Source organism: Nonomuraea sp. NPDC052116 (assembly GCF_040680035.1).
Lineage (GTDB): Bacteria > Actinomycetota > Actinomycetes > Streptosporangiales > Streptosporangiaceae > Nonomuraea > Nonomuraea angiospora_A.
Genome location: NZ_JBFAWA010000061.1, coordinates 11,364 through 26,406, shown reverse-complemented (window position 1 = coordinate 26,406; position 15,043 = coordinate 11,364). Strand labels below are relative to the sequence as shown.

At 73.3% G+C, this 15,043-nt stretch carries 12 protein-coding genes; all 12 read left to right on the top strand.

What is annotated here, in order from left to right; translation table 11 throughout:
• Positions 1-3 precede the first annotated feature (3 nt).
• From AB0L65_RS59435 to AB0L65_RS59380, 12 genes are read left to right on the top strand one after another with little or no spacing between them, the layout of a single operon-like run.
• Positions 4-483: a phage tail protein gene (locus tag AB0L65_RS59435; RefSeq protein ID WP_357739696.1), complete on the top strand. Its 480-nt coding sequence runs from the start codon at positions 4-6 to the stop codon at positions 481-483.
• Positions 476-1,138, top strand: a complete 663-nt coding sequence (locus AB0L65_RS59430; RefSeq protein ID WP_364265890.1) for a hypothetical protein — start codon at positions 476-478, stop codon at positions 1,136-1,138. The genes AB0L65_RS59435 and AB0L65_RS59430 overlap by 8 nt, the downstream gene beginning before the upstream one ends.
• A gap of 22 nt (positions 1,139-1,160) precedes the next feature.
• Positions 1,161-1,316, top strand: a complete 156-nt coding sequence (locus AB0L65_RS59425) for a hypothetical protein (protein WP_364265888.1) — start codon at positions 1,161-1,163, stop codon at positions 1,314-1,316.
• A 44-nt stretch (positions 1,317-1,360) separates the two neighbouring features.
• Positions 1,361-2,440 carry a contractile injection system protein, VgrG/Pvc8 family gene (locus AB0L65_RS59420; protein ID WP_364265886.1) on the top strand — a complete coding sequence of 360 codons (1,080 nt, stop codon included), beginning with the start codon at positions 1,361-1,363 and terminating at the stop codon, positions 2,438-2,440.
• 3 nt (positions 2,441-2,443) lie between these two features.
• Complete coding sequence (locus AB0L65_RS59415; RefSeq protein WP_364265884.1) at positions 2,444-3,133, top strand: phage baseplate assembly protein V; 690 nt, start codon at positions 2,444-2,446, stop codon at positions 3,131-3,133.
• Positions 3,134-3,138: 5 nt separating this feature from the next.
• Complete coding sequence (locus AB0L65_RS59410; RefSeq protein WP_364265882.1) at positions 3,139-4,725, top strand: hypothetical protein; 1,587 nt, start codon at positions 3,139-3,141, stop codon at positions 4,723-4,725.
• Positions 4,722-5,114: a GPW/gp25 family protein gene (locus AB0L65_RS59405; protein WP_364265880.1), complete on the top strand. Its 393-nt coding sequence runs from the start codon at positions 4,722-4,724 to the stop codon at positions 5,112-5,114. Before AB0L65_RS59410 ends, AB0L65_RS59405 begins: the two co-directional genes overlap by 4 nt.
• A gap of 10 nt (positions 5,115-5,124) precedes the next feature.
• Positions 5,125-7,320: a hypothetical protein gene (locus tag AB0L65_RS59400; protein ID WP_364265878.1), complete on the top strand. Its 2,196-nt coding sequence runs from the start codon at positions 5,125-5,127 to the stop codon at positions 7,318-7,320.
• A 16-nt stretch (positions 7,321-7,336) separates the two neighbouring features.
• Positions 7,337-9,748: a phage tail protein gene (locus AB0L65_RS59395; protein ID WP_364265874.1), complete on the top strand. Its 2,412-nt coding sequence runs from the start codon at positions 7,337-7,339 to the stop codon at positions 9,746-9,748.
• Complete coding sequence (locus AB0L65_RS59390; protein ID WP_364265872.1) at positions 9,741-11,429, top strand: hypothetical protein; 1,689 nt, start codon at positions 9,741-9,743, stop codon at positions 11,427-11,429. Before AB0L65_RS59395 ends, AB0L65_RS59390 begins: the two co-directional genes overlap by 8 nt.
• A gap of 9 nt (positions 11,430-11,438) precedes the next feature.
• The gene (locus tag AB0L65_RS59385; protein WP_364265870.1) at positions 11,439-13,274 is read left to right on the top strand and encodes a hypothetical protein; all 1,836 of its coding nucleotides are present in this window, start codon (positions 11,439-11,441) and stop codon (positions 13,272-13,274) included.
• Positions 13,271-15,043, top strand: a complete 1,773-nt coding sequence (locus tag AB0L65_RS59380; RefSeq protein ID WP_364265868.1) for a hypothetical protein — start codon at positions 13,271-13,273, stop codon at positions 15,041-15,043. Before AB0L65_RS59385 ends, AB0L65_RS59380 begins: the two co-directional genes overlap by 4 nt.

Genomic DNA, 15,043 nt, shown 5'->3' with positions numbered 1-15,043 from the left:
GCCGTGCCGAACGGCGTACCGTTCACCGCGTTCAACTACACGGTGGAGATCACGCTGCCGGACTCGGCCGAGCCGCTGTGCCAGGCGGCCTTCGCCGAATGCTCGGGGCTGGAGATGACCGCCGAGGTGAAGACCATCAGGCAGGGCGGCCAGAACGGCGGCCCCGTCCACCTGGTCGGTCCCGTCTCTTACAGCCAGCTTTCGCTCAGGCGCGGCATGACCGAGTCGTTTGACCTGTGGGAGTGGTTCGAACGCGTGCTGCGCGACGGCCAGCAGCACCTCAGGGCCACCTGCGAGGTCCACCTGCGCACCTCCGACCGGCGCGGGGACGCCGCCGTCTTCGTGCTCACCGGCTGCCTGCCCACCAGGCTGCGCGCGCCCGCGCTGAACGCCAAGGACGGGCAGCTCGCGATCGAGGAGATGCAGATCGCGTACGAGTCGATGGTGCTGCAAAGGCCACGGGGAGGGATGAGCGGTGCCTGAACCCGTCGAGCTGGCGACCGCCAGCCTGCGCGCCATCCGCCTGCGCGACCGTGACCGGCCCGCGCAGGACAGCGCCGAGCCGGTGCGGGTCGACTTCAACCCGGAAACGTTGCGGGTCACCTACTCCAACACCGTTTCGGGCAAGGACCAGCGCGGCGGCACCGCCCAGCAGTTCGCCAGCAGGTGCAGCACCAAGCTGTCGGTCGAGCTGTGGTTCGACGTGACGAGGACCGGGGGCGCCACCGACGTGCTCGCGCGTACGGGGGAGGTGAAGAAGTTCCTGGTGCCGAGCACGGCGGACGGGCTCGCGCCGCCCGCCGTGCGGTTCAGCTGGGGATCGTTCCTGTTCGAAGGCGTGATGGAGTCCGTGGACGAGACCCTCGAGCTCTTCTCCGCCGACGGCAGGCCGCTGCGTTCCCGGCTCGCCCTGTCCCTCACCAGCCAGGACATCCAATATCTGATCAAGCCGTCCGACACGGGCGCCACCCCGGGCACCAAGCCGCGCGCGCAGGTCAGGCGGAACGAGAGCGTGCAGCAACTCATGGGAAGGAGCGGCGACCCCGGCGGGTGGCAGGACGTGGCCGAGGCGAACGGGGTCGAGAACCCCAGACGGCCCGCCCCCGGATCGTTCCTGGACATCGGGCGCGGGCGCTGAGCGAGGAGGACGAGCGATGGCCGTGGTGATCAACGAAATGGACGTGCGAGCCGACGCGGAACCCGCGGACGAGGCCCCGGCCCCCGTTCCGCCGCCCCGCCCCGAGGAGGTCCTGGCCCTGCTGGAACACCGCCTGGAACACCGCCTCAGCCGCCGGGAACGCCTGCGCGCGCACTGACCCTGCCGGCAACCCGCCGACCTGCCCAAGGGAGGAGAACCGCGATGGCGCAGACCCCGCCGCTCTACACCGCGAGGCCGGAGGTACGGCTCGACGGCCGCCGCGACGCCTCACTCACCGACGGGCTGCTGGCCGCGACCGCCGAGGAGAGCTCCGACGGCCTGTTCCGGTGCGAGGCCACGTTCGGGAACTGGGGCTCCGACGACGGCAGGACGGGCTTCAGATACGCCGACCGCCGCGTGCTCGACTTCGGCCGCGGCCTGACCCTCCGGATGGGCGCGGGGGACAAGGCGGGCGAGGTGTTCACCGGCCGGATCACCGCCTTGGAGGCGTGCTACCCCGCCGACCGGCCGCCGGAGATCACGGTTCTGGCCGAGGACAGGTTCCAGGACCTGCGGATGACCCGCCGTACCAGGACCTTCGAGTTCGTCACCGCCTCTGACGTGGTCGGCAGCGTCGCCGCCGACCACGGCCTGCGCGCCGACGCCGACCTGGACGGCCCCACGTACGGCCTGCTCGCCCAGGTCAACCAGAGCGACCTGGCCTTCTTGCGGGACGTGGCCCGCGCCGTGGACGCCGAGGTGTGGACGGCGGGCGACACCCTGCACGCGGCGCCGCGCCCGCGGCGCGCGGGCGCGGCGGTCAAGCTCGCCTACGGCAGCGAGCTGTACGAGCTGACGATCCTGGCGGACCTGGCGGGCCAGCGTACGGCGGTGTCGGTCAGCGGCTGGGACGTGTCGGCCAAGGAGGCGGTGGACGAGGCGGCCGACGACTCGGCCATCGGCTCCGAGCTGGACGGCGGCACCAGCGGGATCTCCATACTCCGCCAGGCGTTCGGGGAGCGCAGAGACCGGCTGGCGCACACCGTGCCGTTCACACCCGCGGAGGGCAGGGCGGTCGCGCAGGCCGAACTGCGCCGTGCCGCGCGCAGGTTCGTGACCGGACGGGCCGTGTCCGAAGGGGACGCGCGGATCAGGGCGGGCTCGTCGGTGGAGCTGTCCGGCGTCGGCGGGATCTACGAGGGCCGCTACCAGGTGGTCCTGGTGCGGCATGAGTTCACGCCTGAGCAGGGCTACCGCACCACGTTCTGGGTCGAGCGGCCGGTGCTGCGGGAGGCGAGGTAGACGATGCTGCGCGAACGACTGCCGGACGGGTACGCGGGGCCCTACTACGGGGTGTATCCGGCCGTGGTGGTGGACGTGGTGGACCCCGACGGCCAGGGGCGGGTCCAGGTCAGGCTGCCGTGGTCGCCCGACGCCGGGGGATCGGCGTACGAGGCGTGGGCCCGGCTGGCCACGCCCATGGCGGGCGACGACCGGGGGGTCTGGTTCGTGCCCGACGTGGACGACGAGGTGCTGCTGGGGTTCGAGGGGGGTGATCCACGGCGGCCGTACGTGCTGGGCGCCATGTGGAACGGAAAGGACCGCGCTCCCCGGTCGATGGACGGGGCGGGCCGGAACGACGTCAAGGTCATCCGGTCGCGCAACGGCGTACAGATCACCTTGGACGACGCCCGCGGCAGCGAGCGGCTGATCATCGAGACGCCCGGCGGCCAGCGCGTCACGTTGCAGGACGGGCCGGGGTCGGTACGGGTGGAGGACGCCAACGGCAACTCGGTCACGTTGGACTCGTCGGGCATCACGCTCACGGCGGCGTCCAAGATCACCGTCAACGCGGCCCAGGTGGAGGTGAGCGCGGGGACGGTCACGGTGAACGCGGGCATGTCGAAGTTCTCCGGCGTCGTGCAGGCCGACACCGCGATCACCAACTCCGTCGTGAGCGCCAGCTATACGCCCGGCGCGGGGAACATCTGGTGAGCGCCATGAAAGCGACCGTGTCCGCAGCGCCGGTGAGCGCCGGGCCGCCCCACACCGGCATCCCGCTGTGGCGGACCGCCGCGGCGCTGTGGCCCGATCTCTCCGGCCAGGCGGGGCCCGCCATACTCCGCTTCGCGGGCGACGACTTCATGGAGCGGCTGCACGAGACGCTGGCGGAAGGCGGTGGTGGGCTGCGCGACCTCGTGGCGGCCAACGAGACGTGGCGGGGACCGGCCCCCGGCGGGCGGCTCAAGCTGTACCAGCCGGTGCACGGCCGGTTCTACCTGGTGGCGGCGGCGCTGGTGTGCCCGCGTCTCTGGTACCCGGACAAGCGGATCGACGCCTCGAAGCGGGAGTCGGCGTTCTTCGTGCTGCGCCGGCAGGCGGCGGGCGGCACGGAACTGGCCTGGGTGCCCGAGGGGCAGGGGGGCTCGTGGCGCCCGGCCCCCGTGGGAGGGCTGGCCGAGTCGGAGCAGCGGTTGCCGCTGTTCGCCATCACCTACCAGGAGGTCTCGGGGCCGCGGCGGCTGCTGGCGGGGCTGGTTCCGGTGTCGGCGCGGGAGGCGTACGAGGGTGGACGGGCCAGGCCGCCCGCCGCGCCACGGCCGGGCGATCCCATGGGCGCGGTCACGGACACACGGCTCGGCCCGCTCATGGCGGTGGTGGGCGGGCTGCAGGCGTTGCGTGCCGCCGCGAGCCAGGGGCACGGGGCGGCGGGGCAGCGCAGGGAGTCGCTGTTCTTCGCCCTGATCGAGCTGGGGGCCTGGCTGAAAGAGCAGCTGCCGAAGGTGAGGGCGGCGGACTCCGGGCTCGGGACGCGGCAGGCGGCGCTGCTCGCCCGGCTCATGAAGAAGGACGGGTTCGCCACCGGCAGGACGTGGCTGGACGCGCTCAAGACGGCCGACACCCCGGGCACAGGCGCCGCATCGGACGCGGCAGCCTCGGGGGGAGCCGAGCCGCCGCCGGTGGCGGGCATGAGCGGGGCCGCCATCGAGGCCGCGATCGCCGCGCTCGGCGTGGAACTGCCGGGACCGCCGGGCCCTACCCAGGTCGATCCCGCCCAGACGACCTTCTTCACCGAGGCCGCCGCAGCCTTCACCGAGGCCGTCCCCGCGACGGCCCGGGAGGCGGCCGCCGTATCAGACCTCCAGGGCCCAGGCGTGTACGTCCTGCGTTGCGCGTACGAAAGACCGCGCTGCCCCGACCGCCTGACCCTGAGCCCACCGTCCCAGCCGTTCACGCTCGCCCCGTTCCACGACCCCGACGCCCCCTACCGCAGTACCCGCATCCCGACCCCCGGCGACGTCAGCCTGGCGGGACTGCGCAAACACCCCAAGAGCGTCGCCGTCACCGTCTCCCGCCAGCTCCGCGCCCAGCTCGAACGCATCCAGAACGTCAGGCTGGCCGACCTCGACTCCGGCAACGTCCCGGACGCGCCCCAGGTGAGCCTGGGGATGGTGTGCCAGTTGTCCATCCCCATCATCACGATCTGCGCTCTCATCCTCCTGATGATCATTGTGGGGCTGCTGAACATCGTGTTCTGGTGGCTCCCGTTCTTCAAGATCTGCCTGCCGACCGTGGAGGCCGAATGAACGACGAAGGCAGGCTGCTCGGGCAGGGCGTCGCCTTCCCGCCGGCGATCGGCGCCGATGGCCGGCTGGCCTGGTCGGCAGGCAGTGAGAACATCCGCGAATCCATCCGGCTGATCCTCATGACCGCCCCGGGGGAGCGCCTGATGCGGCCCGCGTTCGGCGCGGGTCTCGGCGGGTTCCTGTTCGAGCCGAACGTCCCGACCACGCACCGGCTGATGCGCGAGCGGATCACGCACGCGCTGAGCCGCTGGGAGGGCCGGATCTCGGTCACCCGGGTGGTCGTGGAGGCGGCCGAGGACCCGGCGGAGGCGACGGTGACCATCGAGTACGAGCTCGTGGTCACCCAGGAGACCGGGCGGCTGGGCCTGACGGTCCGGCTTGCGGGTTAGGGAGGCCGGGATGCCGCTGCGGGTGCCGGAGATCGACCGTCGGACGTACCAGGAGATTCTTGACGAGGTGGTGGCCCGCATCCGGGTGCACAACCCCGAGTGGACCAACCACAACGAGTCCGACCCCGGGATCACGATCCTGCAGTTATTCGCGTTCATGACGGAGAACCTGCTCTACCGCAGCAGGCTCATCCCCGAGCGCAACCGGCTGAAGTTCCTGTCGCTGCTCGGCGTCCCCATGCGCCCGGCCGCCGCCGCGCAGGGCATGGTCGCGTTCGAGAACCTGCGCGGCCCGCTGCGGTCCGTCACGCTCGACCGGGACCTGGAGGTGCTCGCGGGCAAGATCCCGTTCCGCACCGCGAACAGCCTGGCCGCCCTGCCCGTGGAGGGCCGCCTGTACGTCAAGGCGCCGCTGCCGCCCGACCGCGAACGCCAGGTGCGCGAGCAGTACGACCGCCTCTTCGAGAGCTTCAAAACCCCCGGCAACACCCTGGTCCTGTACGAGACCAGGCAGGTCGCCTTCACCAGGACGCTCGACCTGAACGCCGACACCGTGGACGGCACCCTCTGGCTCGCCCTGCTGACCAGGGACGTACGGCTGATCGACGCCACCCGCGCCGCCATCGCCGGCCAGCCGCTCACCGTGGGCGTGATCCCCGAGGGCGACGCGGCGGGCCGCGTCCTGCCCCCGGGTGGTCCGCGCGTGCGTTCGGAGGGCGCCACGCTGAGCTTCCAGACGCCCGACGTCGGGCCGCTGCCGCAGGACCCGGCGCAGCGCGTCGCCCGCTACCGCCCGCTGCCCGCCCGCTCGTCCGCCGACGTGCTGGCCGAGCCGGGCCTCGTCGAGCTGAGGCTCCCGGGCGACCTGCCCCTCTGGGACGACCTCGAACCCGGCGAGCTGGGCGTCGGCGACTTCCCACCCGCCGTCGAAGGCGAGGACGGCGACCGCGTGGTCACCTGGATCAAGATCCGCCCGGTGCGCCCGTCGTCCGGCGCGAACGCCCCCCAGGCCACCGCCCGCCTGGCCTGGCTGGGTGTGAACGCGGCCACCGTACGCCAGCGGGCCACCGTGACCCGCGAGATCGTGGCCAGGGGCACCGGCGAGCCCGATCAGGTGTACCGCCTGGCCGCCACCCCGGTCCTCGCCGAGACCCTGACGCTGACCGTGGACGGCACACCGTGGACGCAGGTGGACGACCTGCTCGCCGCCGGGCCCGAGTCCAGGATCGGCGAGGCGGAACGCGCCCCCGTCGGGTACGGCGGGGCGGGCAGGATCGTGGTCCGCGCCTACACCCTCGACAGGGAGTCCGGAACGATCACGTTCGGCGACGGCCTGCACGGGGCCAGGCCGCCGGCGGGCGGGCTGATCGAGGCGGGTTACGACCACGGCGGCGGCCGGACGGGCCTGGTCGCCCCCGGGGCCATCACCAGGGGCCCGGCGCTGCCCGCGGGCGTGCGGGTCGTCAACCCGGTCGGCACGTGGGGAGGCGACGATCCGGCCTCCGTGCGCGAGGGCGAACGCGCGATCCCGGGCTTCCTGCGCCACCGCGACAGGGCCGTCACCGCCCGCGACTTCGCCGACATCGCGGGGGAGACGCCCGGCGTGGACATGGGCAGGGTCGAGGTGCTGCCGCTGTTCCTGCCCGAGCTGCCCGACGTGGCCACGCCCGGAGTGGTCACCGTGATGGTGATCCCGCGGTACGACCAGGCGCACCCCGACACCCCCGAACCCGACGGGTTCTTCCTCGACCTGGTCTGCGACCACCTCGAACCGCGCCGCACGCTCACGACCGAGGTGCGCGTCAGGGGGCCGGAGTACGTGCCGGTGAGCGTGTCCGTCGGGTTCGACGTCATGCCGGGCCGCGACGTCGCCGGGGTCAGGGACGCCGTGACTGACAGGATCCGCCACTTCCTGTCCGCACTGGAAGGCGGCCCGGCCGGCGCCGGGTGGCCGCTGTCGACCAACGTCGAGCGGCTGGAACTGTGGGCCCAGGCCAACCGCGTGGACGGGGTCGGCAAGGTCAACGACGTGCTGCTCTTCGGGCCCGATGGTCCCGTACGGGATCGGGTGGAGCTGTCGGGGCTGTGCCTGCCGCGCCTAGCGGCGGTGGCGGCGGGGCCGGGCGATCCGCCGCCCGCGGGCGGCGAGCCGCCCGCGGCGGGCCCCACGCCGCTGCCGGTCCCGGTCGAGCCGGGCGAGTGCTGAAGGGAGGGACGACGGCGTGGACGTGAACGGCACGAGGTTCCACCTCCTGCTGGCCGAGGCGGACTGGGCGCCCGCCGACGGCACCGGCCTGCGGGAGCACGGCCTGCAGTGGAGCGAGGGCGGGCTCACGCTGCGCTCCGCCCTGCGCAGGTTCCCGCCGCCGAAGGGCAGCCGCGACCTGACGCCCGCCGGCCGCCGCGGCGCCGCGCCCGACCGGTACGGCGACTGGTTCTTCATCGGCCCGGAACGCACCGACATCCGCCTCGTCCCCGCCGGTGAGGTCACCTCCACCCGCTACTGGCCGCGAGAGGACCCCGCGGAACCGCCCGCCCCCGGGGAGTTCCAGGACAGGACGCCGCCCGGGCCGCCGTCGCCGCTCACCCTCGCCGGGCTGGTGGTCACCGAGCATCACTACCTGATCGTCGGTGTGCCGGCGTTCGGCGGGATCCTCGTGTTCGACCTGCACGGTGGCGGGCCGCCAGTGCCCGTTCTGTGGCCGGACGGGCTCGACCCCGTGGACATGGCACCCGCGCCGGGCGGCGGGGCGTGGATCCTGGACCGCGCGCCGTCGCTGCCGGGTCGGGCCCGCCTGTGGCTGGTCGACCGCTACCTGCGCCCGCCTGGCGTGCCGGTGGCGCACCACACGGACTTCGGCCCCGTCGCGGGAGCGCCCGCACCGCCCGATGCGATCGGGCCGGCCGCACCGATGATCGTGACCGCCGCCGACCCGATCTCGGTGGAGGCGCTGCCCGACGGCACGGTCCTCGTGCTCGACCGGCAGGGCCCGGCCGGACCCGCCAGGGTGATCAGGATGCGCGGTCACGAGGAGATCCCGTTCCCGCTCGACGCGGGCGAGCTGCGCGGCCCGGCCCACGACCTGGCCTTCCTGCCCGGGCCCGGCCTGCTGGTGCTGGTGGACGCGCAGGGCAACCAGGCGTTCTCCTATCGGGTCACCCCGGACGAGATCACGTTCACCGGCGACTACGTGCCGATCAGGATGTTCACTGGCAAGGCCATCGTCACGTTCGGTGAGTCGGTCTACTACGACATGGGCGACCGGTGGCTTCCGCTGGTGGCCAGGCACGGCAACAGGTACGAGCGGGAGGGGACGCTTATCCCCGGCTCGTTCGACGGGGGAGAGCCGGGCTGCGTGTGGCACCGGCTCACGATCGACGGGTGCCTGCCGCTGGGGACCGGCCTTGCCGTGGAGAGCCGGGCGGCCGACGAGCCCGGCCTGCTGGCCGGTCAGCCGTGGAACGACGAGCCCGCGCCGTACCTGCGGGCCTCGGGTTCGGAGCTGGCCTGGCACCGGCCCTTCCCCCCGGAGAACGCCCCAGAAGGAGCGGGCACGTGGGAGCTGCTGTTCCAGCGGGCCAAGGGCCGCCACCTGCAGCTCAGGCTGACGCTGCGCGGCAACGGCAGATCCTCGCCCCGCCTGGGCGCGCTCAGGATCCACTACCCTCGCTTTTCCTACCTGCGCGAATACCTGCCCGACGCCTACCAGGAGGACGAGTACTCGGCCTCGTTCCTCGACCGCTATCTGGCCAACCCCGAAGGCGTGAACACCACGGTCGAAGGGCTGATCGAGACTGCGCAGGCGCTGTTCGACGTGCGTACCGTGCCCGCCGAGTTCCTGCCCTGGCTGGCCTCGTGGGTCGGCGGGGTTCTCGATCCGGACTGGGAGGAGGCCAGGCGGCGGCTGTTCATACGGCACGCGGTACGTATGTTCGGCAGGACCGGCACGTCGGGCGGGCTCGTGCGCGCGGTGCGGCTGGCGATCGACGAGTGCCCGGACGACTCCCTGTTCCTGCGCGACGATGACGACGGGGGAGGCTTCTCCGTCCGCGTCGTCGAGGATTTCCGCACCCCACGGTCACCCGCCGACGTGACGGCGGCCGACACGGGCCCGTTCCGCGCGTTCCTGCGGCAGCGCTATGGCCGACCGGAACGGCTCAACGCCGCGTGGAACCTGTCGGGTGCCCACCAGGTCACGGACTTCGACCAGATGGAGCTGCCCGAAGGTCCACCGGAACAGCCGGACGCGCTGCGGGACTGGACGCAGTTCGTCGCGATCGTGCTGCCCGCCGCGCGCCGCGCCCACCGGTTCACCGTGCTGGTCCCGGTCCGGCTCGACGAGAACGACAGCGCCCTGGAACGCAGGCTCGGCCTCGTGGAACGCGTCGTGCGCGCCGAGCGGCCGGCGCACACCGCGTACCGGGTGAAGGCGTACTGGGCGGCGTTCACGGTCGGCGGGGCACGGGTGGGGCTGGAGACGGTCGTCAGCCAGGGCAGCCGCTTCGCCGCGGTCGTGCTGGGACGCGGCCGCCTGGGAGCGGGTTTCCTCACGGGCGCGGCGCCCTGGGAGGTGGGGGACCGCTTCGTTGTGGGGCGGGACGGCGTGGCAGGGAAGGAGACGAGCGGTGAGTGACTTCGGTCCGGGTCCGCGCTTGGACGTGCGCAAACGGGTGAACTACTCGCTCGGCCTGGTCATGGGCGAGGACGAGTTCCGCCAGGACCAGTTCCACCTGCGAGAACGCGACGATCTCGGCGTGCGGGCGCTGCACGGGTACGGCACGGTCGCGGGGCTCGGCATCGCGCTCGAAGGCAACCAGGTCACCGTGCTGCCCGGCCTGGCCGCCGACCCGGCGGGGCGCCTGGTGTGCGTGCCTTCGGCCCAGTGCGCCGACCTCGGGGCCTGGCTCGACGCCCATCAGGAGGAGGTGCGTACCGCGCTCGGCGCCGCGCCCCTGCCCGCGCCGCTGGAGCTGCACATCCTCCTGTGCCACCGCGAATGCCCCACCGACACCGTGCCCATCGCGGTGGAGCCGTGCCGGACGTCGCAGGAGAACATGGTGGCCTCGCGGATCAGCGACACCTTCGAGCTGTCGCTGTCGCTCCAGCCGCCCGCCCCGGTGGGCGAGGTCGCGGGCGGCAGGCTGGAGACGGCCGTCGACGGCCTGGTGCTGCCCGACGCGACGTCCATTCCCTCGATCCCCGGCTCGCCGCCGGACCTGGGCGACATCAGGGACGGAATCCGCCAGTGGGCGGTCGAGGACCGTCCCGAGATCGCCGCGGGCGAGCCGTGCCTGCCCGCGCCAGGGTCCGACTGCGTGCCGCTGGGCCGCCTGAACCTGCGCATCGCTGCCGCGGGCGATGGGAACCGGTTGCTGCTGGACGGCCCGCCTGCCAAGGACGACGCGGACCGCCCCATCGTGCTCAGCACCCGCTTCCTGCAGGAATGGCTGATCAGGCTGCAGGCCAGCGAGGCCACGGAACGCGAGCTGTTCGCGCTCGACGACCTCACCGACGTGGACACGCCCGCGCCCCAGCAGGGGCAGGTGCTGACCCGCTCGGGCGACCGCTGGCGGGCGGAGGACCCGCCACGAGGCGTCACCGCGCACCACGACCTCACCGGGCTGGACGCCGACGACCACCAGCAGTACTTCCTGGCCGACGCCAGCAGGGCGCTCGGCGGCCCTCTGCTGGCGGGCGGCCATCGCCTGACCGACCTGGCCGACGCCACCGACCCCCAGGACGCCGTCACGCTCAGCCAGCTCCAGAACGTGCGGGGCCCGGCAGGCGGCGACCTGACGGGCACGTACCCCGATCCCGTCGTGGCGGGCCTGCAGGGCAGGCCGGTGAGCGCCGTCGCTCCGCAGCCGGGCGACTTCCTGACGTGGGGCGGGCGCGTCTGGCGTCCGGGACGGGTACTGGGACCGGTGTTACCCTTCGTCACCATCACGAGACTCGATACGGGCAAGTACGAGCTCTGGTTCAACATAGACGCGCCGGGCAACAAGATCGCGGTGACGAACCTGCGTGAGGCGCTGGAGGTTCAACGCGAGACCGGAAGCGACCCGTTCCTGCTCACGGTCGGGGTCAGCAAAATCGCTCCCGGTGGCCGGAGGAACACCTTCGAGGTCACCCTCTTGGAAGAGGACGAGCTCCTGAGGTTCAAATTCTCCCTCGCGCGCATGCTCCTGGACGTGGGTGAGGGGAACTCGACCGACGCGCTGAAGTACTTCACCACGAATCGGATCACGCTGCTCGGCCAGGCGCCCGAGGGGACCGTGGTCGCGTTCTTCCGCGGCCCCGGCAAGATCGGATAGGGGGCAACCATGGTGGACGTCCTGCTCGGCGCCTCCTACCTGGACGGCGGGATCGCCGCCGTCGACTTCTTCAACGGCCGGGTGCTGACGGCGGAGGACCTCAGGGACCAGCAGGCGGCCGAGGCGGCCCGCCACCGCAGGCTCGGCAGGGCGGCCGGCCCCGGCGTGGTCTCGGGCTTCACCGTCGCCAGGGGAGCCGACGGCCGCTCACTGGAGATCACCGCGGGCCTGGCGGTAACCGCCGCGGGCGACGTGATCGAGCTCGCGGCCGACCGCGTCAGGGTGCCGCTCTCACGCCCGGTGACGCCCGCGGCGGGTGGACCGTGCGGGCAGGCAGACTTCACCGACTGCGCCGGCCCGGAAACGCCCATGGCGGTGCCCGGCCAGGGCGTGTACGTGCTCGCGGTGAGCCCGGCGTCGGGCGGGCGCGGCCAGGCGCCCCGAGTGGCCTACGACGCGGGCGGCGTGGCCCGCGACTGCGGCCCCAGGTACCAGGTGGCGGGGTTGTCGTTCCACCTGCTGGCGGTGGACGTGGCGGGCCTCGCCGCGGCCGGCGGCCTGGACGTGGTGGACATGACGGCGCTCACCGGCGGCGATGCGCTGCTGCGCAACGTGCTGGCCCACCTGTTCCTGGGCACGGTCGCCGCCCGGAACGTGATCGCCGACCCCCTGGGCGCGGGAACCGGCCCATCGGCCCTGGACCGCCTCCGCTCGGAAGGCAGACTCACCCCGTCGGACGTGGCGCTCGCCGTGTTCACCTGGGCGGGCGGCTCGGTGGACGTGGTCGACCGGTGGGCGGTCAGACGCGCCCCCGTACACGAGCGGATTCCGTCGCCGCCCTGGACCTCCCTGATCGGCGCGGCGCGCGCCGCGGTGAGCGAAGCCGTCTTCCTCCAGTTCCACCAGCACCTGTACGAGCTGACCGGCCCGATACGGGCGCGGGACCACTTCCGATACCTGCCCGCGGCGGGCCTTGTCCCGGCCTCGGACACGTTCTTCGACGGCATCCGCGTCCGCCCGCCCGTGACGATCTCGGCTGGTGCGGTCGAACGGCTCCTGCGCGAGTCGCTGACCTGCCCGCCTCTGGACCTGAGGCACGACCCGGCCCTCTACCTGTACGAGGTCAGGGAGAACCAGCAGGCGGGGGCGGCCTCTTACCTGGTGTTCGCCTCGGCGGACCTGCCCGACGGGGACGAGGGGCCGGAGATCCTGGCCATCCACCCCTCCGGCCCACTGCGTACCGGCCAGTCCATCCAGATCAGGGGCCGCCGCTTCGACTGGTTCGCCAGAAGGCCGCCGGTCTCCCTCGACGGCACCGAGGCCATGCCCGCTGACGGCTCCACGGACAGGAAGCTGCTGGTCACGGTGCCGCCGAAGCTGGACGTGCCGGAGGAGGGACGCACGTGCACGCTGACGGTGACAAGCGGGCGCGGCACGGACTCCGTACCCGTGATCGTCATCCCCGGGCAGCCGCCGCTCAAGGGTGTACTCGTGCTGGAGGCGATCACGCCGTTGCTGACGGGCCCGTTGGGTCCGGCCGTCACGGCGATGCGCTTCAGGCTCACCTCGCAGCTTGACCGGGCCGCCGACGTCAGCCTCCGGTTTGAGGTCACCCCGGACCGCCTCAGGCCGCTGCTGGTCCTGACCGACGACGACGGCGGTCCGCTCCCGGGTGCCACGCTCTTCGGCGTGGCACCCGGCGAGCACCGCGACTTCGGGTTACGCCGCGTCGGTGGCCGGGTCCTCATGCCGGGAAACTTCGCGATCGTCCTGACCGCCGTCGCCGACGAGATCACCGTCACGTGGGTGGGCGGCCTGGAACACCTCCCGAGGCCGCCCCGATGACGGGGACCACGGTGGGCGTCCTGCGGGTCTCGGCGCCACCGGCAGACGCCTGGCGCGCGCGGGCGACGGGACGGCTGGTGGCCGCCGCCGACCTCGTCCCCGCCGCGCTGCCGCCCAGCGCGATCCTGGTCGTGAGATCCCTGACCGTGGCGCGCTCCATGAGCCCGCGCCCGTGGTCGCTCATCCCCCCGGCCGACTGGGAGCGGGACTGCCGGGACGCGCTCGACGCCCTGCTCGCGCGGGCCGCGGCGCCGCTGCGCGAACCGGTCCCCGCCGCCGCGCCCGCCGTCGTCTTCGCCGACACGGCGGAACTGGTCGCCGGTCTTCTCATCGACGTCGCCGAGGGCGTGGCGTGGGACCGGTGGTGGTGGCGGGAGGCGGCCGCGGGGCACGGCGGGACGCAATCGACGGACGCGGTGCTCGCCGCCGATCCGCGGATCGTCCCTCACGTGCTCCGGTTGCTGGCCCGGCTGGGACGTGCCGTCCCCGTTCTGGCCACGGTGAGCGATGTCTGCGCGACGGGCGTGCTCGACGGGGTGCTGGAAGCCTGGGACGTATGGTGTCCGCCTCGCGCGGGCCGGGCCGTGGCGGGTCTGGGGCCTGGGCGGACGGCGTTGCTGGGGGTCTCGCTGGTGCTGGCTGAGCGGCCCGAGCTCGGGCGGTCGCCGTCCTTTCCCGAGGCGGTCGCCTCCCGCCTGTCCGGCGCGCCGGTCCAGGACGAAGCGCCGGACCGGCATCGGCATGCTGTGGGGGTCCACTCCGGCTCGCCCTCGACCAGCACGCCTCCCGGACCACCGCCACCCGACACGACCTCGAACCCGCCAGCGCGCGGCAACGCCCCCGACCCTAACCCCGCCCCCGGCAGTGGCCCCGATCCCGGTCCCGCCTCCGGTCTCGATCCCGGCATCAGCTCCGGCTCCGGTCCCGCTCTGGGCCGCAGCTTGGGGTCGAGGGCCGGCCCTGCTGGCGGTCCTGGTGGCGATCTCGGCGGTGGTCCCGGTAGTGGTCCCGATTCCGGTTCGAGGCAGGGCCGTGGCTTGGGGCTGAGGGCCGGTCCAGGCGGCACCGACGGCCATCCCGACGGCGGTCCCGGTGGCGGTCGTGAGGGCGGTCTCGGCGGTGGTCCCGGCAGCGGACGCGCCTTTGCCACTCGCGCCGACAGGCACGCCGGCCGCACGCCGGGAACATCCCGCCGGGCCCCTTCGAACGGAAGGGCACCGGCGGCCGAGCACCCGCGGGCGATGGAAGCAGCGAGCGCAGACGCCCCCGACCGTGCCGACGCCCCGCTCCCGCGTGCCGCTCGCGACACCACCACGGGCCTGGCGGGCGCCCTCTACCTGATCAACCTGTTCACCCGCCCGCACCTGCACGAAAGGTTCGCGGCCGGCTGGCGCGGCGACCCCGGTTGGCCCCTGGTGGAGGCCCTGGCCCGAGGCATTCTCGCCGCAACCCCACCCCCGGACAGAACCGAGGCACGCGACCCCCTGTGGGCCTCGCTGCGCGCCCTGCGCGCCCGGGGGTCGCGGTCCCCGCGCGTGACGATCCCCACCGTCCTGGGCGGACTCGCGGACGTGCTCGCGGTGGAACCGCAGGAGGTCGCCGGCGAGCTGCTGCGCCGCCCAGGACACCTCAGCATCACCACCTCCCACGTCGACCTCACCATGCCGCTCACCGCCGTGTCGATCCGCGTGCGCCTGGTCGGTCTGGACGCCGATCCCGGCTGGGTGCCGGTGCTCGGCAGGGTGGTGGCCTTCAAGTTCGCGGGTTAG

Bases quoted from the DNA above. Each gene is read 5' to 3' on its own strand.
- AB0L65_RS59400 (WP_364265878.1), top strand. From the start codon at position 5,125: ATGCCGCTGCGGGTGCCGGAGATCGACCGTCGGACGTACCAGGAGATT.
- AB0L65_RS59380 (WP_364265868.1), top strand. From the start codon at position 13,271: ATGACGGGGACCACGGTGGGCGTCCTGCGGGTCTCGGCGCCACCGGCA.
- AB0L65_RS59405 (WP_364265880.1), top strand. From the start codon at position 4,722: ATGAACGACGAAGGCAGGCTGCTCGGGCAGGGCGTCGCCTTCCCGCCG.
- AB0L65_RS59385 (WP_364265870.1), top strand. From the start codon at position 11,439: ATGGTGGACGTCCTGCTCGGCGCCTCCTACCTGGACGGCGGGATCGCC.
- AB0L65_RS59410 (WP_364265882.1), top strand. From the start codon at position 3,139: ATGAAAGCGACCGTGTCCGCAGCGCCGGTGAGCGCCGGGCCGCCCCAC.
- AB0L65_RS59420 (WP_364265886.1), top strand. From the start codon at position 1,361: ATGGCGCAGACCCCGCCGCTCTACACCGCGAGGCCGGAGGTACGGCTC.
- AB0L65_RS59415 (WP_364265884.1), top strand. From the start codon at position 2,444: ATGCTGCGCGAACGACTGCCGGACGGGTACGCGGGGCCCTACTACGGG.